General features: G+C 72.0%; 18 protein-coding genes. 10 read left to right on the top strand and 8 right to left on the bottom strand.

Features of this window, described 5'->3' with window-relative positions:
• The 6 genes from AB0J69_RS29870 to AB0J69_RS29845 all read right to left on the bottom strand — a co-directional run bounded on the left by AB0J69_RS29870 (position 1) and on the right by AB0J69_RS29845 (position 11529).
• Complete coding sequence (locus AB0J69_RS29870) at positions 1 to 1515, bottom strand: hypothetical protein (protein ID WP_364123698.1); 1515 nt, start codon at positions 1513 to 1515, stop codon at positions 1 to 3.
• Between the two features lie 66 nt (positions 1516 to 1581).
• Positions 1582 to 3225, bottom strand: coding sequence for an extracellular solute-binding protein (locus tag AB0J69_RS29865; RefSeq protein ID WP_364123696.1), 1644 nt, complete (start codon positions 3223 to 3225; stop codon positions 1582 to 1584).
• A 51-nt stretch (positions 3226 to 3276) separates the two neighbouring features.
• The gene (locus AB0J69_RS29860; protein ID WP_364123694.1) at positions 3277 to 4155 is read right to left on the bottom strand and encodes a carbohydrate ABC transporter permease; all 879 of its coding nucleotides are present in this window, start codon (positions 4153 to 4155) and stop codon (positions 3277 to 3279) included.
• Positions 4152 to 5138: an ABC transporter permease subunit gene (locus AB0J69_RS29855; RefSeq protein WP_364123692.1), complete on the bottom strand. Its 987-nt coding sequence runs from the start codon at positions 5136 to 5138 to the stop codon at positions 4152 to 4154. The genes AB0J69_RS29860 and AB0J69_RS29855 overlap by 4 nt, the downstream gene beginning before the upstream one ends.
• Positions 5135 to 7480, bottom strand: a complete 2346-nt coding sequence (locus AB0J69_RS29850) for a glycoside hydrolase family 3 N-terminal domain-containing protein (protein ID WP_364123690.1) — start codon at positions 7478 to 7480, stop codon at positions 5135 to 5137. Before AB0J69_RS29850 ends, AB0J69_RS29855 begins: the two co-directional genes overlap by 4 nt.
• Before the next feature lie 347 nt (positions 7481 to 7827).
• Positions 7828 to 11529, bottom strand: coding sequence for a BTAD domain-containing putative transcriptional regulator (locus AB0J69_RS29845; RefSeq protein ID WP_364123688.1), 3702 nt, complete (start codon positions 11527 to 11529; stop codon positions 7828 to 7830).
• Between the two features lie 82 nt (positions 11530 to 11611).
• Between AB0J69_RS29845 and AB0J69_RS29840 the strand changes: the two genes are divergently transcribed.
• The 7 genes from AB0J69_RS29840 to AB0J69_RS29810 all read left to right on the top strand — a co-directional run bounded on the left by AB0J69_RS29840 (position 11612) and on the right by AB0J69_RS29810 (position 17585).
• Entirely contained in the window at positions 11612 to 12499 is an 888-nt protein-coding gene (locus AB0J69_RS29840; RefSeq protein ID WP_364123686.1) for an alpha/beta hydrolase, read from the top strand.
• 65 nt (positions 12500 to 12564) lie between these two features.
• Positions 12565 to 13356, top strand: a complete 792-nt coding sequence (locus AB0J69_RS29835) for an ABC transporter ATP-binding protein (RefSeq protein WP_364123684.1) — start codon at positions 12565 to 12567, stop codon at positions 13354 to 13356.
• Positions 13353 to 14207 carry an ABC transporter permease gene (locus AB0J69_RS29830; RefSeq protein ID WP_364123682.1) on the top strand — a complete coding sequence of 285 codons (855 nt, stop codon included), beginning with the start codon at positions 13353 to 13355 and terminating at the stop codon, positions 14205 to 14207. Before AB0J69_RS29835 ends, AB0J69_RS29830 begins: the two co-directional genes overlap by 4 nt.
• Positions 14204 to 15061: an ABC transporter permease gene (locus tag AB0J69_RS29825; protein WP_364123680.1), complete on the top strand. Its 858-nt coding sequence runs from the start codon at positions 14204 to 14206 to the stop codon at positions 15059 to 15061. Before AB0J69_RS29830 ends, AB0J69_RS29825 begins: the two co-directional genes overlap by 4 nt.
• 31 nt (positions 15062 to 15092) lie before the next feature.
• Positions 15093 to 16106, top strand: coding sequence for an ABC transporter substrate-binding protein (locus AB0J69_RS29820; protein ID WP_364123678.1), 1014 nt, complete (start codon positions 15093 to 15095; stop codon positions 16104 to 16106).
• Between the two features lie 8 nt (positions 16107 to 16114).
• The gene (locus tag AB0J69_RS29815; RefSeq protein WP_364123676.1) at positions 16115 to 16882 is read left to right on the top strand and encodes a fumarylacetoacetate hydrolase family protein; all 768 of its coding nucleotides are present in this window, start codon (positions 16115 to 16117) and stop codon (positions 16880 to 16882) included.
• A gap of 43 nt (positions 16883 to 16925) precedes the next feature.
• Complete coding sequence (locus AB0J69_RS29810; RefSeq protein WP_364123674.1) at positions 16926 to 17585, top strand: GntR family transcriptional regulator; 660 nt, start codon at positions 16926 to 16928, stop codon at positions 17583 to 17585.
• Here the strand turns inward: AB0J69_RS29810 and AB0J69_RS29805 are convergent.
• A complete protein-coding gene (locus AB0J69_RS29805) occupies positions 17582 to 18916 on the bottom strand; it encodes an MFS transporter (RefSeq protein WP_364123672.1) in 1335 nt (444 codons plus the stop codon). The genes AB0J69_RS29810 and AB0J69_RS29805 overlap by 4 nt on opposite strands.
• 181 nt (positions 18917 to 19097) lie before the next feature.
• On the opposite strand from AB0J69_RS29805, the gene AB0J69_RS29800 reads away from it, so the two are divergent.
• Entirely contained in the window at positions 19098 to 19643 is a 546-nt protein-coding gene (locus AB0J69_RS29800) for a hypothetical protein (RefSeq protein WP_364123670.1), read from the top strand.
• A 74-nt stretch (positions 19644 to 19717) separates the two neighbouring features.
• Here the strand turns inward: AB0J69_RS29800 and AB0J69_RS29795 are convergent, their stop codons facing one another.
• On the bottom strand, positions 19718 to 20428 hold the full coding sequence (locus tag AB0J69_RS29795) for an IclR family transcriptional regulator (protein WP_364123668.1): 711 nt from the start codon (positions 20426 to 20428) through the stop codon (positions 19718 to 19720).
• Between the two features lie 88 nt (positions 20429 to 20516).
• Between AB0J69_RS29795 and AB0J69_RS29790 the strand changes: the two genes are divergently transcribed.
• Positions 20517 to 21656, top strand: a complete 1140-nt coding sequence (locus AB0J69_RS29790) for an aminotransferase class V-fold PLP-dependent enzyme (protein ID WP_364123667.1) — start codon at positions 20517 to 20519, stop codon at positions 21654 to 21656.
• Positions 21653 to 24538, top strand: coding sequence for an FAD-linked oxidase C-terminal domain-containing protein (locus AB0J69_RS29785; RefSeq protein ID WP_364123666.1), 2886 nt, complete (start codon positions 21653 to 21655; stop codon positions 24536 to 24538). The genes AB0J69_RS29790 and AB0J69_RS29785 overlap by 4 nt, the downstream gene beginning before the upstream one ends.
• Positions 24539 to 24546 lie beyond the last annotated feature (8 nt).

The following is a 24546-nucleotide window of genomic DNA, read 5'->3' as shown; positions in this document are numbered from 1 at the left end:
TCATCGCGCGCCCTCTCCCAGGCCGAGTATCCGGCTTTCGTCCCACCACGGCGGGGTCTCGTCCGCCACCGGCGTGAGCTCGACCAGCGTCACCTCGTGGCGGTCGAGCGTCAGGTCGAGATCGAGCGAACCAGCGGCGACGGGCAGGTTCCGGTGGCGGCGGACCGGTTCCGCCGCTTCCCGGAGGATATCGAGCTGTCTGGGGTGTGGTGACCGGGGACGTCCCATCTCGCACCAGGCCGCCCAGGCGTTGCCCATCTCCTCGCTCACCGACGAGCGCAGCATGAAGGCCGAGTCCGCCGCCATCGGGATCGACAGGCGCACGGTGTGACCGGCGACGGCGGGCCCGCCGGTGACGTCCACCGGCGCCCAGGCCAGCACGGTGACCCGGCCGGTGTCGTCCCGGGTGACCAGGTGGTCCTCGCCCCTGGTCAGGAGCCGGTCGCCCATGCGGGCCATGAAGGCGTACAGGTGGTAGGTGGGCTTCTTGATCTGGCGGTGGGTGAGCAGGCCGAAGCCGCCGTGGAAGATCGAGGTCGGGATCCCGACCTCCTCGAACATGTCGCTGAAGGTCCAGTACGAGAAGGAGTCCACCAGCTCGCCCCCGGCGGCCAGGACGGGCGCGAGGTAGGCGGCGTTGAAGGCCGTGTCGTGGACGGGGTTGTCCGGGCGGTAGGAGGAGTTGAACTCCGTGATGTGCACGGGCAGGTCCGCCAGCGGGCCGCCGCGGAGCTGGCGGCGCGGGGTGCCGAACTGCTCCAGCAGCTCGGCGGCGGGCCTCATGGTCTGGTGCACGCCGAACGGCACGTGCTGGGCCGGGCCCGAGGTGTAGGCGTGCCGGCTGACGAAGTCGACCGGGACGTCGCGGGCGGTGACGAAGTCGGCGAAGCGCGGCATCCACTCGTCGGAGCCGGGCGAGATGGACGGGCCGCCGACCTGCAGCGACGCGTCCACGTCCTTGATCGTGCGGGCGGTGACCTCGTACAGGCGGTGGTAGGCGGCCTCGTCGGCGCCCTGCCAGAACTCCTTGAGGTTGGGCTCGTTCCAGACCTCGATCGGCCAGCGGCGCACCTGGTCGAGGCCGTACCGGTCGATCAGGTGGGTCACGGTGGCCCGGACCAGCTCGGCCCACTCCTGCCACGAGCTCGGCGGGGTGACGTTGCCGCGCCACCAGAACACGGTCTGCTCGCCGGAGGCCAGCCCCGAGGGCATGAAGCCCAGCTCCACGAAGGGCTGGATGCCGAGCTCCAGGTAGGCGTCGACCACCTGGTCCACGTACGTGAAGGAGTGCCGGACGTGGCGGGCGCCCCCGTACTCGTAGGGCCGGTGGACGCCCACGCCGTCGCTCAGCAGGCCGTGCCCGCGGATGTGCCGGAAGCCGATGTCCCGCTGGACCAGCGCCAGCGAGTCCTGGTAGTCGCGCCGCAGCGCGAGCTCGAAGCGTCCCGTGCCGACGCAGAAGCGCCAGGCGTCGGACAGCCGCCCGGAGGGCTCGCCGGGTACGAGGTTGCGCATGGATCGATCCTTGAAAGAGACGGCCGGGCCGCCCCGGCAGGAGGGGACGGCCCGGCCTGAGGGGAATCAGCTGCCGTGTGCCTTCTTGAACCGCTCGTAGGCGGTGTTGATCAGGTTGACGTACTGGGTCGAGCTCTTGGCCTCGAGCTCCTTGACATAGGCGTCCCACTCGCCGAGGTCGCGCTCGCCGAGGATGAACTTGAGCGTGTTCTGGGTGACGTGGTCCTTCAGCGGCGTCTCCCACATGGAGGCCTGCTCGCGCTCCTCCTCGCTGAGCGGGGCGGCCGGCTCGACCGGCCACTGCTTCCTGGTGTTCATCACGTTCTGGAACTCCATCTCCTCGTCCGAGAACGTGGACTGGAGCAGCTTGGTGGGGCCGCCGTAGGCGAACACGCCGTTGCCGAAGCCGAAGTCCTTCTGCAGGTGCTTGGGGGCGCCGGGGTTGAGGCCGACGTAGTCGACGTCATCGGCCAGCTTGTACTTGCCGGAGGAGTCCTTGGTGAACGTGGTGCCCTCGACGCCCCACTTGGCGAACTCCATGCCGGCCTCGGAGTACCAGAGCCAGTCGATGAACTGCATCATGGCGACGAAGTTCTTGTTCTCCGTGGCCTTCTTGGAGATCATGATGCCGTTCTCCAGGCGGGTGGCGAACTTGAACTCGCCCGCCGGGCCGATCGGCACCGGGATCTTGACGATCTTGGCGTCCTTGTCGTTCTCGGTCAGCGCCGCCCGGTAGTCGTTGATCAGGACCTGCGCGTTGGTGCTGATCACGAAGGACTTGCCCGAGATGAACTTCTGCTTGGCGGCCTCGTCCTGCTGGGTGAAGCTCTCGGGGTCGAGCAGCTTCTCCTTCACCAGCTTGTTGAGGTACTCGATCGCCTGCTTGTATCCCGGCATGGCGCCGGTGTAGACGAACTTGCCCTGGGCCGCGTCGAACATCGCGTGCTGGTACTCCCAGCCGCCCTTGCTGCCGAACGCCTGGGCGATGAGTTTGATCAGGTTGCCGCCCGGCGTGGGCACGCCCCACCGGTCGGTCATCGGGTAGAGGTCCGGGTACTCGGCCTTCATCGCCTTGAGCATGTTGTAGAAGTCGTCCAGCGTCTTGGGGACTTCCAGCTTGAGCTTCTCCAGGATGTCGGTGCGCACCGCGAAGGAGTAGTCGGCCCAGGCGGCCTCGTGCAGGCCGGGCAGCAGGTAGATCTTGCCGTCGGTCTGCATGATCGAGTTCAGCTCGGGCTGGAGCTGCCACTTGGCGACCTTCTCCTGGAAGTTGGGCATCAGGTGGAAGTAGTCGCTGACCGGCAGGATGGCGCCGGAGGAGACGAACGCCTCCTCCTGCGGGTGGTAGGTCTTCGGAATGATCAGCGGGGCGTCGCCGGAGGCGATGAGCAGGCTGCGCTTCTTCTCGTAGTCGCTGAGCGGCACCTCGACCGGCTTGATCGTGACGTTGGTCCGCTTGGTCAGCTCCTGCCAGAACAGCCAGTCGGCCTTGTTCGGGTAGAACGAGTGGTTGTTGTAGAGCACGTCGAACGACAGCGGCTCGGTGGCCTTGAACTGCTGGCCGACGCCGTAGCCCGCCATCGAGCCTGCCTTGTTGGCCGCGTCCGTGGCCTTCGCCGGGGTCTCGCTCTCGCTGCCGCAGGCGGTCAGGGCGAGGGAGGCGAAGGCACCGAGACCGATGATCGCCTGACGCCGCGAGATTTCGCGCATGGGGGGAATCCTTTCCCGTGATTCTGCTGGGGTTTGTGAGGCGCCGGGAGGTCAGCCCTTGACCGCGCCGAGCATGACGCCGGAGACGAAGTACCGCTGGACGAACGGGTAGATGACCAGGATCGGCAGGACGGTGAGGACGATCGTCACCGCCTGGATGTTGGCCCCCACCTGCGTCACTTCCGCGGCCGCCGCGCCGAAGGAGTCGGCACCGGTGGCTCCGGCGATGAGGTTGCGCAAATAGACCGTCACCGGGAACATGTCCGACTCGTTCATGTACAGGAACGCCGCGAACCAGGAGTTCCAGAACGAGACCGCATAGAAGAGGATCATCGTCGCGATGACCGCCTTCGACAGCGGCAGCACGATCCGCCACAGGATGCCGTAGGTGTTCAGGCCGTCGATGGCGGCGGCCTCCTCCAGGTCCTGCGGCAGGCTCTCGAAGAAGGCCTTCATGACCAGGAGGTTGAACACGCTGATGGCGTTGGGCAGGACGATGGCCCAGATCGAGTTCTTCAGGCCCAGGCCGCTGATCAGCACGTAGTTCGGGATCAGGCCGCCGGAGAAGAACATGGTGAAGACCGCGACGCCGACGAGGAACTTGCGGCCCTTGAGCTGCTTCTTGGACAGCACGTACGCGTAACACGTCGTCATCACCATCGCGATGAGCGTCGCGACGACGGTGTACACGACCGTGTTGCGGTAGTTCGTCCAGAACATCGGGTCCGACGCCACGATCTTGTACGTCGTCAGGTTGAACCCCTTGGGAAGGAGGTTCACCTCGCCCGCGCTGATGGCGGTCTGGGAGCTGAACGAGCGGGCCAGGATGTTGACGAACGGATAGAGCGTCACCACCACGACGAGGGTCAGGGCGACCCCGTTGAACCACTGGAAGACGCGGTAGCCGCGGGTCATCTCATGCGTTGTCACCACAGGCTCGTCCCAACTGTGCGGCGGGAGATCACATTGGCCGAGAGGATCAGGACCAGGCCGACCAGCGCCTCGAACAGGCCGATGGCCGCGGCGTAGCTGAAGTTGCTGGCCTCCAGGCCCATCCGGTACAGGTACGTGGAGATCACGTCGGCGGTCGGGTACGTCAGCGGGTTGTACAGCAGGAAGACCTTCTCGAAGCCCACCGCCATGAACGTGCCGATGTTGAGGATCAGCAGCGTGACCGCCGTCGGCCGGATGCCCGGCAGCGCCACGTGCCAGATCTGCCGCCACCGGCTCGCGCCGTCCATCCGGGCGGCCTCGTAGAGCTGGTCGTCGATGGTGGTCAGCGCGGCGAGGTAGAGGATCGTGCCCCAGCCGACCGTCTGCCAGATCTCCGAGCTGACGTAGATCGTCCGGAACCAGCCCGGGTCCTGCATGAACGAGATCCTCTCGCCGCCGACGAAGGCCAGTAACGAGTTGATCGGCCCGTCGATCGACGTCATCTGCATGACGAGACCGGCCACGATCACCATCGACAGGAAGTGCGGCAGGTACGACACCGACTGCAGGAACCGCTTCAGCGTGCGCCGCCGGACCTCGTTGAGCAGCAGGGCCAGCACGATCGGCAGCGGGAAGCAGAAGATCAGGGTCAGCGCGCCCAGGACCAGGGTGTTGGTGAACACGTTCCAGAACGTCGGGTCGTTCAGGAACATCTTCACGTAGCGCAGGCCCACCCACTCCTCGCCGAAGATGCTGCCGCCCGGCTCGAACTTCCGGAAGGCGATGATGTTGCCCAGCATGGGGGCGTACCGGAAGATCAGGAAGAACAGCAGCGGCAGGATCGCCAGCGTGTAGAGCTGCCAGTCGCGGCGCAGCGCGCTGCGCCAGGAGCCGGCGCTCTGCCGGCGGCGGCGTCCGGGCGCGGGTGCCGCCTTCTGCTCCGCCGGCCTGCTGACCTCCAGCGTCTCGGGTGTGCTCATCCTCGGCCCTCCGGTGGGTTGCGGTCGATGTGCGCCGGCGCCTGCAGGTGCCGCCGGTGGCCGACCTCGCGCTCGGGGCCGATCAGGCGCAGCGGCAGCGTCGCCGCGGCCGCCGCGCAGGAGCGGCCGAGCCGCAGCTCCACCTCGCCCGGCTCGACGATGCGGCGCCCGTGGACCCCGGTGAACGACGTGACGTCGGCCGGGACCGTGAAGGTCACCCGGGCCGCCTCCCCCGCCTCCAGCGGCACGCGGGCGTAGCCGATCAGGCGGACCTCCGGCCTGGTCGTCTGCGCGACCGGGTCGTGCAGGTAGAGCTGGACGACCTCCGCGCCGGAGCGCGACCCGGTGTTGCGGACCGTGACCTCGACGGCCACCTCGCCGTCCACCGCCCACTCCGCGACGTCGCCCTGCACCCGGGCCTGGCTCCACTCGAACGTGGTGTAGCTCAGGCCGTGCCCGAACGGGTACGCGGGCGTCGGGTCCACGGACGACACGTCGGAGCGGCGGCCGAGCGGCGGCGCCAGGTACGTCGCCGGCAGGCCGCCCTCGTCGCGCGGCACGCTGACGGGCAGCCGGCCCGACGGGTTCACCGCGCCGGTCAGCACCTCCGCCAGCGCCTGGCCGCCGCGCTGGCCGGGGAAGAAGCCGAACAGGACGGCCTTGGCCGCGTCCACCTCGGAACCCAGCGCGTACGGGCGGCCGGCCAGCAGCACCAGCACCACCGGGGTGCCGGTCGCGAGCACCGCCCGGACCAGCTCGGCCTGCACGCCCGGCAGGCGCAGGTCGGTGGCGTCGCAGCCCTCGCCGGAGGTGCCGCGCCCGAACAGCCCGGCCCGGTCGCCGACGGCGAGCACGCACACGTCGCTCCGCCCGGCCAGCGCGACCGCCTCGGCGAAGCCGGAGGTGTCGTCGCCGGTGACGGCGCAGCCCGGGGCGTAGGCGAGGCCGGGGACCAGCCGGCCGAGCGACTCGCGCAGCGTCGGCAGGTCCAGCCCGAGGCCCTGCTCGGGGTGCGGGCCCACGTGGTTGGGGAAGGCGTAGCAGCCGAGCATCGCCATCGGGTCGTCGGCGACGGGACCGATGAGCGCCACCTTCCCCGCGGGGTTCAGCGGCAGGACGGCGTCGTCGTTGCGCAGCAGCACGATGGCCTCGCGGGCCAGCCGCAGGGCGAGCTCCTGGCTCTCCTCGTCGTCGAGCCGCACCTCCTCGGCCGGGCCGGGGAGCGGCTGCCAGCCCTCGTCGAGCAGCCCCTGCTCGGCCTTCTGCGTCAGAACTCGGCGCAGGGCGCGGTCGATCAGCGCCTCGTCCACCGTCCCGGCCTTGAGCGCCTCGATGAGCGGGGCGCCGAACGTGTCCACCGTGGGCAGCTCGACGTCGATCCCGGCCTTGAGCGCGAGCCCGGCCGCTTCCCCGGCGTCCGCGGCGACGCGGTGCAGCCGCTCCAGGAACCGGACCGCGAAGTAGTCGGCGACGAGGGTGCCCTCGAAGCCCCACTCGTCGCGCAGCAGCCCGGTGAGCAGGCTCTCGTCGGCCGCCACGGGGACGCCGTCGATCTCGGCGTACGAGTGCATGACCGACCGGGCGCCGCCCAGGCGCAGGGCCATCTCGAACGGCGGCAGCACGACGTCCGCCAGCTCCCTGGGCCCCATCGGGACGGGGGCGAGGTTGCGGCCGCCGCGGGAGGCGGAGTAGCCGGCGAAGTGCTTGAGGGTGGCGACGATCCCGGCGGCCTCCAGGCCGCGCACGTAGGCGGCGCCGAGCGTGCCGACGAGGTACGGGTCCTCGCCGATCGTCTCCTCGGTACGCCCCCAGCGGTAGTCCCTGGTCACGTCCACCACCGGGGCCAGGCCCTGGTGGATGCCCGCGGCGCGCATGGACCGGCCGATCCGGCCGGCCACCTCCTCGATCAGCCCGGGGTCGAAGGAGGCGCCCCAGCTCAGCGGCGCCGGGTACACGGTCGCCCGCCAGGCGGCGAAGCCCGTCAGGCACTCCTCGTGCACCTGGGCCGGGATCCCGAACCGGCTGGCCCGGACGATCTCGGCCTGGGAGGCCGCCAGCGAGCGGGCGCCGGCGACGGGATCGACCGGAGCCGTCCCGAAGGGCCGCGTGAGCTGGCCCAGCCCCTGCCGGATGGCGTCCTCCCACTCGGGCCCGTCACCCATGTCGGTCTGGTGTGGGGCGACGCCTCCCCCCGATGCGTCGGCGCCGACCCACACCCCCACGAGCTGGGCGACCTTCTCCTCAAGGGTCATGAGCGGGATGAGCGCGTCGGCCCGCTCGGCGGGCGACCGCCGCGTGTCCCGCCATTGCTCGCTCTCGCCGGACGCCGAGCTTGTGTCCATTGGTACCTGGCCCCTCATGCCATCCCTTCGGGCTATGACGGCGCCGGCCCGCGGCGAGAGCGGGGGGTGTAACGCGGGTGGTGACGCCGAAACTTTCAAGCAGATATCTTTAATATTGCGGCAACATAAGGGGACCGCTGTGGCGTGTCAAGAGTGCTGCCAACTGCTATGTTGCAGGTCCCGCCGCCGGCCGGGCCGCTCCAGGTCCGGAGCTTGCCAGGGTGGAATGGGCAATAAGTTGCCCGAAAGTTTCGGAAACTCAGAGTGGGACTCGCGATGACAGACACCGCTGCCGGCGGCCCGCGTGGGGCCGTCTTGACGTCCCGCGTTGACGATCAGGTTACCGGTCACCGGACACCGGCTCTCATGGCCTCCGCATTTCGGAAATGTCCGGCAGCGCGGCTGCGCCGGCCGAGCGCGGCGGCGAGCCGGCCGAGGTACAGCGCCACCGGGCCGAGGCTGACCAGCCCGCTACCGGCGCCGGCGAGCTCCCCCTCCGCGGGCAGCAGCCGGTCGTAGAGGCGCTCCATCGTCGGCCGGTCGGCCGCCTCGATCGCGGCCAGCGCGTGCAGGCAGGTCCTGGCCTCGAAGAGCAGGTCGCGCGGGGAGTCGGGGACGGTGCGGGCGGCGGCCAGCGCCTCGTCGCGACGGCCCCGGGCGAGCAGGACCAGGGGACGGGCCCACCTCTCGTACGGCCCCCAGTCCGCCTCCTGCGGCACGGACCCGGCGTCTCCCCCGCCGAGACAGAGCAGGGCGAGCGGGAGCATGCCCTCCTCCACCCCCGCCATGCCGGTGCCGCTGAGCCGGGCGGCGGCCGCACGGTACGCGGAGCGCGCCGCGTCCTCCGGGCCGCCCGTCACGGCCAGCCGGAGCGCGGCGTACCAGGTGGTGAACACCCCTACCAGCGGGAGGTCGTACCGTGCGGCCAGCCGGTCGGCCGCGGCGGCGTGCCGGTCGGCGGCCCCCAGGTCGGCGAGCGCGGCCCGGGCCTGGAGCAGGATCAGGTGCCCGAGCACCTCGAACGTCACCAGGCTGTCGTGGGTGGCCAGGCCGAGCAGTTCCTCGCCGATCGCGGCCCGCTCCGGCGCCAGCCCGGCGCGGTGGAAGGTCTGCATGTAGCGGCCGTTGAGCGCGTACGCCAGCAGGGTGCGGTCGCCCAGGCGGCGGGCGATCGCCTCGGCCTCGCGCGCCGCCTGGTCACCCCGCCGTCCGGCGTCGGCACGCCGTTCCATCGCGATGGTGATGAGCAGGCGGGCGCGCTCGCTCTCGTGGCCGGGGGGCAGGGCGGCCAGCGTACGCTCGGCGGCGGCGACGAGGCCGGCGGACAGGGCCGGGTCGTCGTTGGAGGTCCAGATGGCGGGCACGTCGAAGGAGCCGATCACGGCGGCGGTCAGCACCGGATCACCGAGCGCCTCGGCCGCCCCGACCGCCTCCGCGCGGTACCGCCGCGACTCGTCCAGCTCCCCGGTCACCGCCAGCGCCCTGACCAGCCCCATGACCGCCTCCAGCCGCCCCGGCCCACCCCCGGCCCACCCCGAGCCGCCTTCCACACCGCCACCCGAACGACGTGAAGAGCCGTCCACACCGCCATCTGCGAGTCGGCCGTCAACCGCCCAGCGCGCGGAGCCGTCCACACCGCCACCTTCGAGACGGTCGTCAACCGCGCGGCCCGGAGAGCCGTCCACGCCGCCGCCCGGGAGGCGGCCGTCGTCCGCGCGGTCCAGGGCGGTGAGGGTCTCGCGCCACAGCCGGGCCGCCTCGTGCGGGGCGAACCTCCGCTCCGCCCGCTCGGCCGCGGCGCGCGTGTAGTGCGCGGTGCGGGCGGCGCCCGCCCTTCCCTCCGCGCGCAGGCAGTGGTGGGCGATGGTCTCCACGTCGCCGGGCCGGGCGCGTTCGAGGATCCCGGCGACGCGTGCGTGCCAGCGGGCCCGGCGGGCGCGCGGGATGTCGTCGTACAGCGTCTCGTGCACCAGCGCGTGGGCGAACCGCAGCCGGTCGGCATCCTGCTCCACCAGGAAACCGGCGATCAGCGCGGACTCGGCGGACTCCAGCACCCGCTCCTCGCCCCCGTTCGTGTCCCCGGACAGGGAGATCAGCACGTCGAGATCGACCTCCTGACCGAGGACCGCGGCCTGGCGGAGGTGCGTACGGGCCGCGTCGGTGAGCGCGGCCAGGCGGTGCCGGATGACGTCGCGGACCCCGGCCGGGACGGTGTGCAGCGCCGCGTCCCCCTCGCTCTCCCACACGCGGGTGAGCTCCCGGACGAAGAACGGGTTGCCCGCGCTGCGCGCGTGGATCGTGCGCGCGTCGGCGTCGGGCACCTCGCGGCCGGTGATGGCCCGGACCAGCTCGCCCACCTGCGGTTCGGTCAGGCCGCCCAGGTAGATCCGCGCCGGTTCGGCACGTGCGACCCGGCCCAGGGCCTCGCCCAGCCCGGCGGAGATCTCGGTCGAGCGGTAGGTCGCGACGATGAGCACGGGTGCGGCGCCGAGACCGGTGGCCAGCGTGGTGAGCAGGGCCAGGGTCTCCTCGTCCGCCCAGTGCAGGTCGTCGAGGACCAGGAGGATCGGCCCCTGCTCGGCGGCGGTGGCGGCCAGGTAGGAGGCGATGGCGCGATGCCTCCTGAACCGGGCGGCCAGGCGATCGTCCACCGGGGCGGCTGGCGCGTCGGTGCGCGCGGACCCGCCCGTCAGCGCCGGCTCGCCGGTGGGCGCAGGCCCTCCGGCCGACGCCTGCCCGCCGTCGGGCGCAGGCCCGTCTGCCGGTGCGGGTGCCAGTGCGTCGGCGTCGGCGGAGGCGGTGAGGTGTTCGCGCATCTGGGTCCAGGGCCAGGCCGACGGCGCCCCGCCGAGCTCGGGGCTGGCGCCCCAGGCCGTGCTCCAGCCCCTCGCCTCCAGGCGCCGGGCCAGCGCCCTGGCCAGCGCGGTCTTGCCCGCGCCCGCCGCGCCGGACAGCAGCGCGAGCCGCGCCCGCCCCGCCGCCGTGACCTCCGCCGCGACGCCCTCCAGCTCGGCCAGCTCCGCGACCCGCCCGACGAACGGATGCCCGGCCCACCCCAGCTCGCCCTCAGCAGCGTCCGGCCCGCCGGACTCCCCGCCGCGCACGCCCGGCCCGGACTCCCCACCGCGCACACCCGGCCCGGACTCCCCACCGCGCACACCCGGCCCGGACTCCCCGCCGCGCACACCCGGCCCGGACTCCCCGCCGCGCCCCGTGCCCGCATCGGTGGCGGGCTCCTCGGTCCCGTCGCCGGGACGCACGAACAGGTGGTCCGGCGATGGCGAACCCGGGGCGGACAGGTGGGATGCGTGGGTGAGGATGTCGGACTCGAGCCGCCGCAACCCCTCCCCCGGATCCACCCCGAGCTCGACCAGCAGCGTCTGCCTGGCCCGCCGCAACGTCGCCAGCGCATCCCCCTGACGCCCCGTCCGGTACAGCGCCAGGGCCAGCAGCCGCCACCCGTCCTCCCGCAACGGATGCCCCGAGACGTGCGCCTCCAGGTCCGGTACGGACTCCGCGGCCAACCCCGAGGCCAGGGCCGCCTCGGCGCGGCGTTCCACGGCCAGCAGCCGCAGCTCGTCCAGCCGGGCGGCCTCCCCCCTGGCCCAGTCCTGCTCGGCGAACTCCGCGTACGCCGGCCCTCGCCACCACCCCAGCGCCTCGTCGAGCACCGCACGGGCCTCGCCGGCGGCACCGCCGGCCAGCAGGCGCGCCGAGGCGGCGACGGCGGACTCGAACCGCGAGGCGTCCACCGCCTCGGCGCGCAGCGCGTAACCCGGGGGCGAGGTGACCAGGAGCCGGGAGGGCGTGCGGGGCGGGCGCGAGGGCTCGAGCGCTTTCCTCAGCGCCCCGACGAACGTCTGTACGGCCCCCAGCGCCCCCTCAGGCGGATCCTCCCAGAGGTCGCCGATCAGCCACGACACCGGCACGACCCGCCCCTTGGCCACCAGGAGCCGCGCCAGGACGGCCCGGTGCCGAGGCCCCTTGAGGTGGACCGGGCCGCGCTCGTTCTCGGCCGTCAAGGGGCCCAGCACACCAAATGTCACCATCGCCGTCCAACCTATCCGCCCAGGTGAGCAGGGCTGACCCGGCGCTGATCGGGTGCTGATCGGCGGGCGGCAGGCTGGCCGCATGGACAGAGACACGACACCTCAGATCAGCGGATTCAGCCGCCGCCGCGTCACCGTCGCCGACGGCGTGGCGCTCAACGTCGCCGTCGGCGGCACCGGCAGCCCCGTCGTGCTGCTGCACGGCTTCCCCCAGACCCACCTGATGTGGCGGCACGTCGCCGCCGACCTGGCCGCCGACCACACCGTGATCTGCCCCGACCTGCGCGGGTACGGCGACAGCGACAAGCCCGCCGACGACGGGCACGCCTACTCCAAGCGCACGATGGCCCGGGACGTCGTCGCCCTGGCCCGCGCCCTGGGGCACGACCGGTTCGCGCTGGCCGGGCACGACCGGGGCGCGCTGGTCGCCGTCCGCGCGGGGCTCGACCACCCGGACGTCGTCACCCACCTGGCCGCGCTGGACGTCCTGCCGACCCTCGACTCCTGGGAGGTCATGCACGGCCGGTCGGCCGCCGTCGGCTTCCACCTGTACCTGATGGCGCAGCCGCCGGGCCTGCCCGAGGCCATGATCGGCGCGTCGGCGGACGCGTTCTTCGGCCACTTCCTCGACCTCTGGACCTCCGACCCGAACGCCATCCCCCCGGACGTGCGCGCGGCGTACCTGAAGGCGTCCCGCGAGGCCGTCCCCTCGATCGTGGCCGACTACCGGGCCACGGCCACGGTCGACGTCGAGCACGACGAGGCCGACCGGGCGGCCGGCGACAAGTTGCGGATGCCGGTCACGGTGCTGCAGCAGGACTGGGGCGCGGCGCTCGGGTTCGACGCCGCCGGCCGGTGGCGGGCCTGGGCCGGGGACCTGGACCACCGTACGGTCACCTGCGGCCACTTCATGGCCGAGGAGGCCCCGGCCGAGGTGGTCAAGGCGCTGCGCGACCTGCTCAAGAGGTGAACTGACCTCTTGATCTAAGCGGTAGACCGTCTACCATCTTCGGTATCCGGTATGGAGCTGATCGAATGGCACCACTCGAAGAGGCCATCCGCCTGGAGGCGGTCTACAAGGCGTTCGTTCCGCGAGGCCGTTCCGCGCAGCCGCTGCTCGCCCTGGAGGACGTGAGCTTCGCGGCGCGCCCCGGCGAGTTCATCAGCCTGGTCGGCCCGTCGGGCTGCGGCAAGTCCACGGTGCTCAACCTGCTGGCCGGGCTCATCCAGCCGTCCGCCGGGCAGGTCGTGCACCACGGCCGGCCCGTCACCGGGGTGAACACCGAGGTCGGCTACATCACCCAGGACGACAACCTGCTCCCGTGGCGCTCGATGTCACGCAACGTCGAGTACGGCCTTGAGCTGCGCCGCGTGCCCAAGGAGGAGCGGCGCCGGCGGGCCCGCGAGTTCATCGAGCTGGTCGGGCTGACCGGCTTCGAGAACCACTACCCGCACGAGCTGTCCGGCGGCATGCGCAAGCGGGCCGGGATCGTGCGCACGCTCGCGTACGACAGCGACGTCGTCCTCATGGACGAGCCGTTCGGCCCGCTCGACGCGCAGACCCGGGTGATCCTCCAGGACGAGCTGCTCAAGCTGTGGGAGCTGCGGCGGCCGACCGTCCTGTTCGTCACGCACGACCTCGTCGAGGCCATCGCGCTCAGCGACCGGATCATCACGTTCACCTGCCGCCCCGGCCGCATCAAGCGCGAGTACGAGGTGGGCCTCCCCCGCCCGCGCGACGTGTTCCACATCCACGATCTCCCGCAGTTCAGGGAGCTGTACGACGCGTTGTGGGACGACATCCGCATGGAGATCGCGGCGACATGACGCTCCCGGACGCCCGCGAGGCCACGGTTCCCGCCACCGCGGGGGTGCTCGGCCGGGCCGCCGCCGGCTCCCGCGCCGCCGCGGCCCGGGAGCGGCTGCTCGTGCGGTCCGGGATCGTGCTGCTGGGCGCGGCGCTGCTGCTGATCTGGGAGTTCGGCGTGCCGCTGGTCGTCGAGCGCCGGTACGTCAGCAGCCCGTCGGAGGTCGCGGCCCGCCTGGTGGAGCTCGTCGTCGACGGGCAGTTGTGGGGGCACATCGGGGTGACGCTGGGCGAGGCGGGCGCCGGCTACCTGATCGGCATCGCGGTTGGGCTGGCGGCGGCGCTGGTCCTGGTGGCCGTGCCGGTGCTGGACGAGATCGCGGGGCCGTTCCTGGCCGCGTTCTACTCCATCCCGAAGATCGCGCTCGCGCCGATGTTCATCATGTGGTTCGGGCTCGGCCTGCTGCCGAAGATCCTGCTGGCCGCGCTGATGGTGTTCCTGATCGTGCTGGCCAACACCATGGCGGGGGTGCGGGGCATCAGTCCCGGCCTGGTCGAGGTGTCGCGGGTGATGGGGGCCCGGGGCGCGACGCTCGTGCGTACGGTCGTCCTGCCCGGCGCCGCGCCCGCCGTGGTGGCGAGCATCCGGCTGACCTTCTCGCGCGCCATGGTCGGCGCGATCCTCGGCGAGTTCATCGCAGCGACCCAGGGGCTGGGCTTCCTGATCGTGCGCTCGTCGCGCCAGTTCGAGACCGCGACCGTCTTCGCCGGGATCGTGGTCGTGGCCGCCCTGGTCATGCTGGTCAACGCGGCCATCCGGGCGGTGGAGGCGCGGGCGCTGCCGTGGTGCGCGGAGAGGCCGCACGGATGAGCGGGCAGCCGGCCAAAGGAGCGACGAGCGAGCAGGTGCTCGACGGGGTGCGGCGGCGGCACGCGCGGCGGCGCCGGGCGCGGCGGGCGCTCGTGTGGGCGGGGCGGATCGGGGTGGCGGTGGGGGCCGTGGTCGTGTGGGACCTCGTCTCCGGCACCCTCGTCCGGCCGTTCTTCATCAGCAGCCCGCAGGCCGTGGCCGCGCGGCTGCTCGACTGGTTCGGCTCGGCCGACTTCTGGTTCCACGCGCGGTTCACGCTCACCTCGACCGCGCTGGGCTTCCTGTCCGGGGCGACGCTGGCCGTGCTGCTGGCCTGGCCGCTGGCGCTGCGCCGGGTGGCCTACCGGGTCGTGGAGCCGTACTTCCTGATCGCGTACTCGATCCCGGCGGTGGCGCTCGGGCCGGTCTTCATCCTCTGGTTCGGCATCGGGCTGGCACCCAAGATCGTGCTGGCCGCGTACTTCGTGTTCTTCGTGGTCTTCATCAACACCGTCGAGGGCATCCGGCAGGTGCCGCAGGGGTTGCTCGACGTCACCCGGGTGATGGGCGGCGCCCGGTGGGCCACGATGCGGTCGGTGCTGCTGCCGGGCGCCCTGCCGTACGTGCTGGCGGCCCTGCGCGTCACCCTGCCGGCGGCCATGATCGGCGCGGTGGTCGGGGAGTTCATCGCCTCCAACCGCGGCATCGGCTACCTGACCAGGGCGGCGGCCGGGCGCTACCAGACCGCGGGGGTCATCGCGGGGACGATCGTGCTGGCCGCGATCGTCCTGCTCCTGTCCATGTCCCTGCGTCCCCTGTCCCGCGTGCTGCGCTGGCGGCCCGAGGTCAGGCTGCGCGGCGACGACGTCGTGTAGAGGGCCCTGCGAGTCGAGGAGGTCGGTTCGGATGAGGTTGGCGGCGATCGCGGTGCTCGTCCTGGTGGCCGCCGGATGCGGCGGCGGCGGCGAGCCGGCCCAGGAGGCGAAGAGGATCACGATCGCGTCGGCGCCGAACGTGTTCCTCTCCGCCCTGTACGTCGCCCAGGACGACGGCCTGTTCGCCAAGGAAGGGCTCACGGTCGAGATCGTGGAGGTGGAGAGCGGCAACGACAGCATCGCCGCGCTCGCCTCCGGCCAGGCCCAGTACGCCGACGTCGGGTTCGAGGACCTGGCCGAGCTGAGCAAGGCGGGCGACGACTCGGTGGTCATGGCGCACGACATCCTCAACCGGGTCACGCTCACGCTCGTCATGCGCAAGGAGGTCGCCGAGCGCAAGAACGTCACCGCGGCCTCGCCGCTGCGCGACCGGCTGGGCGCGCTCAAGGGGCTCAAGATCGGCATCACCTCGCCCGGCTCCCCCACCGACACGTACATGCGCTACTACCTGGGCTCGGTCGGCCTCGACCCGGAGCGCGACGTGGAGCTCGTGCCGCTCGGCGGCGGGTCCGCACTGCTGGCCGCCCTGGAGAAGGGCCAGATCGACGCCTACCACCTGTCGCCGCCGACGCCGTACGTGGCCGCCGAGAAGGGCTTCGGCGTGGTCCTCATCGACGGGCCCAAGGGCGAGGTGCCGGAGCTGGACAAGTTCGACTACACCGCGTGGGCCACCTCGCGGCAGTGGGCCGAGGAGAACGCCGCGACCGCCGCCGCCTTCAGCCGCGTGCTGGCGCAGGCCACCACGAAGGTCAAGCAGCAGCCGGAGGCGGTGGCCGGCCAGATCATGGACGACCTGGGCAGCAGCGACCGGGCGACGGTGCTGCGCACGGTGCAGGCGATGTCCTCCGCGCTGTCCGACAAGGGGTGTTTCGACCCGGCGGTCGTCCAGCGCACGCTCGATGTCATGCTCAGGCTGAAAATCCTCGAGGAGAAGGCGGACGCGGCCGAGGGCCGCCTCTGGACGAACAAGTACAACGGTTGCTGAGGAGCGAGATGCGCATCATCAGGTACGACGACGCGGGCACGGTGCGGTGGGGGGTGCTCGACCCCGACGGAACGGTACGCGCCGCCCAGGGTGACCCCTTCACGGAGCTGGTCCCCGGCGCGGTCGAGGGCGACGTCGAGAACCTACGCCTGCGCGCCCCGGTCACCCCGAGCAAGATCGTCTGTGTCGGCCGGAACTACGCCGACCACGCGGCCGAGTTCGGCAACCCAGTGCCCAAGGAGCCGCTGATCTTCCTGAAGCCGCCGTCCTCGATCGTCGGCCCCGGGGACGAGGTCGTCTACCCGTCGCTGTCCGGGCGGCTCGACCCGGAGGCGGAGCTGGTCGTCGTGATCGGCCGCGCGGGGCGGCGGGTCGCCGCCGAGGACGCGATGTCGCTGGTGTTCGGCTACACGATCGGCAACGACGTCACGGCCCGCGACATCCAGAAGAGCGACCCCCAGTGGACGCGCGGCAAGGGCTTCGACACCTTCTGCCCGCTGGGGCCGTGGGTGGATACCGACTTCGACCCGTCGGACGTCCGCGTCACCTGCACGGTGAGCGGGGAGGTGCGCCAGGACGGGCGCACGCGGGACTTCATCTTCGACATCCCCACGCTGATCGCGTACGTGTCGGCGTTCTCCACCCTGGAGCCCGGCGACGTGATCATGACCGGGACCCCGCCCGGCGTGCGCCCGGTCCAGGCCGGTGACACGATGACCATCGCGGTGGAGGGGCTGGGCGAGCTGAGCAACCCGGTGGTGGCGGAGGCCCCGTGAGCTGCCGGGCGGCGCCGGCGAGGTGCGCCTTATAGTGGCTTGCGTGACGACCGTCGTGCTGAAGCCCGGCCCGCCCGCGCGCACCGCGCACGCCTTCGTCTACGAAACGCTCCGGCGGGCGATCCTCGGCGGTGACCTGCCGCTCGGCTACCGGCTCGTGCAGGCCGACGTCGCCGCCCAGCTCAAGGTCAGCATCACGCCCGTGCGCGAGGCCCTGCGCGACCTGGCCGGCGAGGGCCTGATCAGGATCGACGCCCACAAGGGGGCGATGATCCGCGAGTTCGACATGGCCGAGGTCAGGGAGATCTACGAGCTGCGCCGCATGCTGGAGCCGGTCTCGATCCGCAAGGCCGTCGAGCGCATCACCGACGACGAGCTCGACCGCGCGGCCACGCTGCTGGAGCTCATGGAGGAGGAGCGCGACCCGGGGCAGTGGGTGGAGCTCAACCGCCAGTTCCACGCCGTCTTCAGCGACGCGGCGGGCTCGCCCCGGCTGTGCGCGATCCTCAAGGGCCTGCGCGACGGCGCCGCCGTCTACGTCGGCCTCTCCCTGCGCGGCCAGGAGCGGGCACGCAGGGAGCAGGCCGACCGCGATCATCGGGAGCTGCTGGCGGCCTTCAGGCAGCGGCGCGCCGAGGCCGCCGTGGAGATCGTGCTGCGCCATCTCGACGCCACCATGGCGGCCATCGGGCGGCTGGCCTAACCGCTCTTCGTGGGCTGCGGCTCGTCGTACTCGACGGCGTAGTCCTGCTGCGAGCGGTCCTTCAGCGCGTACGCGGCCACGACGCTGATCGCGGCGCAGATCGCCATGTAGATGGCGATGGACAACGAGCTCTGGTAGGTGGCGTACAACCAGACCGCGATCAGCGGCGCGGGGCCGCCGGCCGTCAGCGAGGCGAGCTGGTAGCCGAGCGAGGCGCCGCTGTAGCGCAGCCGCCCGGTGAAGCTCTCGGCGATGAACGTGGCCTGCGGGCCGTACTGGATGTCGTGGATGGGCGCGGCCAGCACGATGGCCAGGAAGACCAGCGCGGGGACGCGGGTGTCGAGCAGCGGCCAGTAGATGAACGACCAGAGCACCATGAGCGCGGCGCCGATCATGTACAGCCGCCGGCGGCCCACGAGGTCGGACATGTAGCCCCAGAACGGCACGGTGAACAGCGAGACGACGCCGGCGGCGATGACGTACGTGTAGACGTCGCTCGCCTGGAAGCCCAGCGTCTTCGTGGCGTAGGTGAGGATGAAGACGGTGAAGATGTAGAACGGCGCCTGCTGGCCGGTGCGCAGCAGCGCGCTCAGCACGATCTCCCGCCAGTTCATGGCCAGCACCTGGCGCACGGGCACGCGCTCGACCCTGTTCTCCCTGACGACCTTGGCGAAGACCGGCGTCTCCAGGATGCCGAGCCTGATGTACAGGCCCACGGCCGCCATCACGATGCTGAGCAGGAACGGGATGCGCCAGCCCCAGTAGGGGTCGAGCGGCTGGAAGATCTGCAGCGCCAGATAGCCGAGCACGAGCCCGACGGGGACGCCGAACTGCGGCCAGCTCCCGAGGAAGCCGCGCTTGCCGCCGCGCGTCTTGCCCCACTCGGTGGCCAGCAGGACGGACCCGCCCCATTCGCCGCCGACGCTGATGCCCTGCAGCAGGCGCAGGAGAGTGAGCAGGATGCCGCCCCAGATCCCGATCTGCTCGTAAGTGGGCACCAGGCCCACCAGGGCGGTCGCGATGCCCATGGTCAGGAGGGTGATGATCAGAGTGGCCTTGCGTCCGATGCGGTCGCCGTAGTGGCCGAAGATCGCCGCGCCGATGGGGCGGGCGGCGAAGCCGCCGAAATAGGTGCCGAGGGCGAGCAGGAGTCCGGTCGTCGGGTCGTTGGTCGGGAAGAACAGCTCCGCGAAGATGGTGCTGGCGGCGAAGCCGTAGAGGAAGAAGTCGTACCACTCGATCGAGGTCCCTACGGCGGAGGCGATCACCGCCCGGACCAGTTGCCGTCTCTTCTGCTGACCTGTCGCGTCGAGTCCTTGCTGGTCAACCATCTACCGCTCCTGGGGTAGGTCACGCGTTAACGGTGACGGTACATGATGCATCATCGATGGTCACCAGGCGGAAATGGCGGGGATCCCGGCTTTCCCGCACCTGCCGGAGGTTGCGGTCCTGCCTGGTTGCGGGCGCGGTTCGGGGGTAGCGGGAGGACTACTGTCCGAGAGGAGGACCGCGATGCGTCCCATCGTCACCGCCGCGATCGTCGTGGCCCTGGCCGCCACCGGCTGCACGAACTACGGCTTCGACAAGGCCAACCGGGTCCCGCAGAACGACGGGGCCAACGCCGACGTGGCGGGCGTGAGCCTGCGCAACGCCTTCCTCCTGCGCGGCAACGCGGACCCGCCCGCCGCCGGCACTCCCGAGGCGCTCTTCGCGGTGCTGATCAACGACTCCGCCCGGCCCGTCCAGCTGGAGCGGATCACCGTCGACGGCGGCGGCTCGGTGCAGCTCGCCGGGCCGGTCACGCTGCCGCCGAACCAGCCGGTCGGCACCGGCAACCAGCCCATCGGCACGGTCAGCGGCGTGCGCGCCAACACGGTGCCCATGACGTTCACCTTCAAGGACGCCGACGCCATTCGCGTGTCGGTGCCGGTCAAGACGCGGACCGACCATTTCGCCAACCTGCCGTCCGCCCCGGCGGGCCCCGTTACGCCGGCGCCCGCGCCGCCGTCGCCCACCAGGCCGATCAGCCCGCCGCCGAGCCCGTCGCCTACCGGTTGAGGTGACGCCGGCCCTTGGCCGGAGAACGCGCGACGCCCCGATCACTTCCCCGTCGCCGCAGCCGAGATGCGCGCTCAGCCGAGCGACTCGCCCAGGGCCCTGGCCGCCTGGGTGACGAGCTTGCCGTACTCGGCGCGGAGCTCCTCCGGCATGCGGCTGGCCGGGGTGGAGACGCTGAGGCTGGCGACCGGCCCGTCGGGGCCCAGGACGGCGGCGGCGACGGCGGCGATGTCGGAGCGCCACTCGCCCCGGTTGTCGGCGTACCCGCGGGCGAGCACCGCCTCCAGCTCGGCCCGCAGGGCGCCCGGGTCGGTGATCGTGGTGTCGGTGTAACCCGGCAGCTCGCCGGCGGGGCGGTGCAGGTGGGCGAGCACGGCCTTGCCGTTGGCCGAGGCGTGCAGCGGCAGCCGGATGCCCAGCGGCAGCACGATGCGCAGCGGCTTGTCGGTCTCCAGCCGCTCGATCAGCACGACCGCGTCGCCCTCGGGCACCATCAGGTGGATCGTCTCCCCGGTGCGCTGGCGCAGCTCCTCCATGACCGGCATGGCCGCGTCGCGCAACCCCAGCTCGGTCCCGCGCGCGACCTGTAACGCCTTGCTGGTCACCTGCCAGCGCGTGACCTCGCCCCCGGCCGGCCGGATCCAGCCCGCCTCGTGCAGCGTCTTCAGCGAGCGCTGCACCGTGCTCTTCGGCAGACCGAGCCCGCGGGCCAGCTCGCCGACGCCGATGGGCTGGCGGGCGGCGACCTCTTCGAGCACTCGGAGGGCGGTGATCACGTTCTGCATGCATTGACTCCTCTGCGGGCCGATTTTAATGTTAATGAACCGCACAGCGGCACGCCGTGCCGTGTGATGGCACGGAGGTGGAGAGAGAGTGGGCCGGCACTTCCTGCAGATCCCCGGGCCGACCAACGTCCCCGACCGGGTGCTGCGCGCCATCGCGCAGCCCACGATCGACCACCGGGGGCCGGAGTTCGCCCGGCTGGCGGGCGAGCTGCTCGAGCGGCTGAAGACCGTCTTCAGGACGACCGGCCCGGTGGTCGTCTACCCGTCGTCGGGCACGGGAGCCTGGGAGGCGGCGCTGGTCAACACGCTGTCGCCGGGAGAACGGGTGGTGGTGTTCGAGACCGGGCACTTCTCCTCGCTGTGGTGCGAGATGGCCGCCCGGCTGGGCCTGGTCGTGGACCTGATCCCGGGCGACTGGCGGCACGGCGCCGACCCCGACGTGCTGGCCGAGCACCTCACCCCCGGCGTCGCCGCCGTCATGGTGGTGCACAACGAGACCTCGACCGGCGTGCGCAGCCGGATCCCCGAGCTCCGGGCGGTCATCGACCGGGCCCGGCATCCGGCGCTGCTGCTGGTGGACACGATCTCGTCGCTGGGCTCGATGGACTACCGCCACGACGAGTGGGGCGTGGACGTGACCGTCGGCTGCTCGCAGAAGGGGCTGATGCTGCCGCCCGGCATGGGGTTCAACGCGGTCAGCGAGAAGGCGCTGGCGCACCGGGGGCGGCTGCCCCGGTCGTACTGGGACTGGGAGCCGATCATCGCGGCCAACCGGCAGGGCTTCTTCCCGTACACGCCGCCCACCAACCTGCTGTACGGCCTGCGCGAGGCGCTCCTCATGCTGGAGGAGGAGGGCCTGGACGCGGTCTTCGCCCGGCACGACCGGCACGCCGAGGCGACCCGGCGGGCGGTGCGCGGCTGGGGGCTGGAGGTGCTCTGCGCCGACGAGCGCGAACACTCCAGCTCGCTCACGGCCGTGATGATGCCCGACGGGCACGACGCCGACGCGGTCAGGCGGCTGATCCTCGAGCGCTACGACATGTCGCTCGGCACCGGGCTCGGCCGGCTCGCGGGCCGGATCTTCCGGATCGGGCATCTCGGCCACTTCAACGACCTCATGCTCGCGGGCACGCTGAGCGGGGTCGAGATGGGGCTGAGCGCGGCCGGGGTGCCGATCAAGGAGGGCGGCACCCGGGCGGCGCTGGCCTATCTGGAGGGCGGTCGATGAGCCTGGCCCGCACGCTGGCCCCGCTCCTCGCCGGCGACGTCCGGGACGACCCCTACACCAGGCACCTCTACTCCTCCGACGCCAGCATGTACGCCATCGAGCCGCTCGCCGTCGCCTTCCCCCGCCACGCCGACGACGTGCAGGCCCTGGTGGCGGCCTGCGGCGAGCTGGGCGTGCCGGTGCTGCCGCGCGGGGCGGGCACCAGCCTGGCCGGGCAGACGGTGGGCGCGGCCGTGATCGTGGACTTCTCCCGGCACATGAACCGCATCCTGGAGATCGACGGCCGGACCGCCCGGGTGCAGCCCGGCGTGGTGCAGGACCAGCTCAACCGGGCGGCCCGCAGGCACGGGCTGATGTTCGGGCCCGACACCTCCACCAGCAACCGGGCCACGATCGGCGGCATGATCGGCAACAACTCGGCCGGCAGCCACTCCATCCTGTACGGCTCCACGATCGACCACGTCCAGGCGCTGCGGGTGGTGCTCGCCGACGCCACCACGCCCGATCTGGCCACCGACGCCCGCCTGACCGAGGCGGTCGCCGGCATCCTGAGCGGGCTCGACCTGTCGGGCTTCCCGCGCTTCTGGCGCCACTCGGGCGGCTACCGCCTCGACGCCGCCGCCGGCGGCCTGACCGAGCCCGCCTTGACCGAACCTGCCCTTACTGAGCCTGCCTTGACCAGGCCGAACCTGACCCGGCCGAACCTGACCAGGCCCGACCTGACCAAGCTGATCGTCGGCTCGGAAGGCACCCTGGCCGTGGTGACCGAGGCCACGGTGGGCCTGGTGGACCTGCCGCGGGCCAAGGCCATCGCCGTCGGCCACTTCACCTCCACCCCGGCGGCCATCGCCGCCACCGCCGACGCCCTCGCCTTCGACGCCGCCTCGGTCGAGCTCCTGGACAAGGCCATCCTCGACCTGTCCAGGCGGCGGGTGGACTACGCGGGGCTCGGCGACATCCTGGAGGGCGATCCGGCGGCGCTGCTGTTCGTGGAGTTCTTCGGCGACACCCCGGCCGAGGTCGCCGACCGCGTGGACAAGCTGGCCGCCACCTGGAAGTCCAACGGCCACGGCTACCACACGCTCAGGGCGGTCACCGCGCAGCAGCAGGCGGCCGTGCTCAAGGTCCGCAAGGCGGGGCTCGGGCTGCTGATGGCCTCCAGCGTGGGCAGCCGCAGGCCGCTCGCGTTCGTCGAGGACACGGCCGTGCCGCCGGAGCGGCTGCTGCCGTACGTCGAGGAGTTCGCGGGGATCCTCGACCGCCACGGGCTGAGCGCCGGTTTCTACGGCCACTGCTCGGTCGGCTGCCTGCACATCCGCCCGTTCGTGGACCTGCGCGCGCCCGGCGAGATCGGCACGATGCGGGCCGTGGCCGAGGAGATCGCCGAGCTGGCCGCCCGGCACGGCGGCGTGAACTCCAGCGAGCACGGCGACGGCCTGGCCCGCTCCGAGTTCAACCGGCGCCTGTTCGGCGACGCCGTCTACGAGGCGATGCGGCAGGTCAAGCAGGTCTTCGACCCGCACGGCCGGCTGAACCCGGGCAAGATCGTGGACGCGCCGCCGATGACCGACCACCTGCGCGACCCGGCGATGCCCGAGCCGCGCCCGCTGGCCACGACCTTGACGTTCGACGGCGGCATGCACGCCGCGGCCGACCGGTGCATGAACGTGGGCGTGTGCCGCAAGGACGACACGGGCGTCATGTGCCCGTCGTACATGGCCACCCGCGAGGAGGAGCACTCCACCCGCGGCCGGGCCAACGCCCTGGTCAAGGCGCTGTCCTCGCCCGACCCCCGGCGGGCGCTGGGCGACGAGCGGCTGCACGGCATCCTGGACCTCTGCCTGGAGTGCAAGGCGTGCCAGTCCGAGTGCCCGCTCGGGGTGGACATGGCGGCGCTGAAGAGCGAGTTCCTCCACCAGTACCAGGAGATCCACGGCGTGCCGGTGCGCGCGCGGCTGTTCGGGGCGATCAGGACGCTCAACCGGCTCGGCTCGGCCACCGCGCCGCTGTCGAACTGGCTGGCCGGCGCCCTGCGCGGCCCGCTCGGGCTGAGCCGGCGCCGCCCGCTCCCCCGCTTCCACCGCGACCACCTGCTCCGCTGGCACGCCCGCCGCCCGCAACCCTCCGGCGCTTCCAGCACCTCCGGCACTTCGGGCACTTCGGGCAGAGAGGTCATCCTGCTGGCCGACTCCTTCACGACCTACAGCGAGCCGGCCATCGGCCGCGCCGCCGTCGAGCTGCTGGAGCGAGCCGGCTACCGGGTACGCCTGGCGGCCGAGGGCTGCTGCGGCCGCTCCAGCATCTCCAAGGGCCTGCTCGACCGAGCCCGGACGATGGCCGAGGCGATGGTCACCCGCCTGGCCGCCTCCGACGCGCCGATCGTCGGCCTGGAGCCGTCCTGCCTGCTGACCCTCAAGGACGAGTACGCCGCCCTGCTCCCCGGCGATCCGCGCGTGGCGGCGGTGGCGGCCCGCGCCCGGCTCATCCCCGAACTGCTGGCGGAGGCGATCGACGACGGCTCGCTCGTGCTGGGCGACGCGCTACGCGGGCGCGAGATCCTCCTGCACGGCCACTGCCACGAGAAGGCCGTCACCGGCACCGCCGCCACGCGGGCGCTGCTGTCCAGGATCCCGGGAGCGGAGGTGACGGAGATCGACGCCGGCTGCTGCGGCATGGCCGGATCGTTCGGCTTCGAGGCCGAGCACTACGACCTGTCCATGAAGATCGGCGGCCTCCGGCTCTTCCCGGCGATCGCCGCGTCCTCATCCGACACGCTGCTCGCGGCCACGGGGGTCTCGTGCCGCCAGCAGATCGCCCACGGCGCGGGACGCCGCGCCCGCCACCCGGTCGAGCTCGTCCATCGGGCGGCCGGCCTGCACTGACGTTCGGG

It is taken from the genome of Nonomuraea sp. NPDC049709, from assembly GCF_040674815.1.
In the GTDB taxonomy this organism is placed as follows: Bacteria; Actinomycetota; Actinomycetes; order Streptosporangiales; family Streptosporangiaceae; genus Nonomuraea.
The sequence above is the reverse complement of the archived record's forward strand: the minus strand, read 5'-3'. Positions and strand labels throughout refer to the sequence as shown.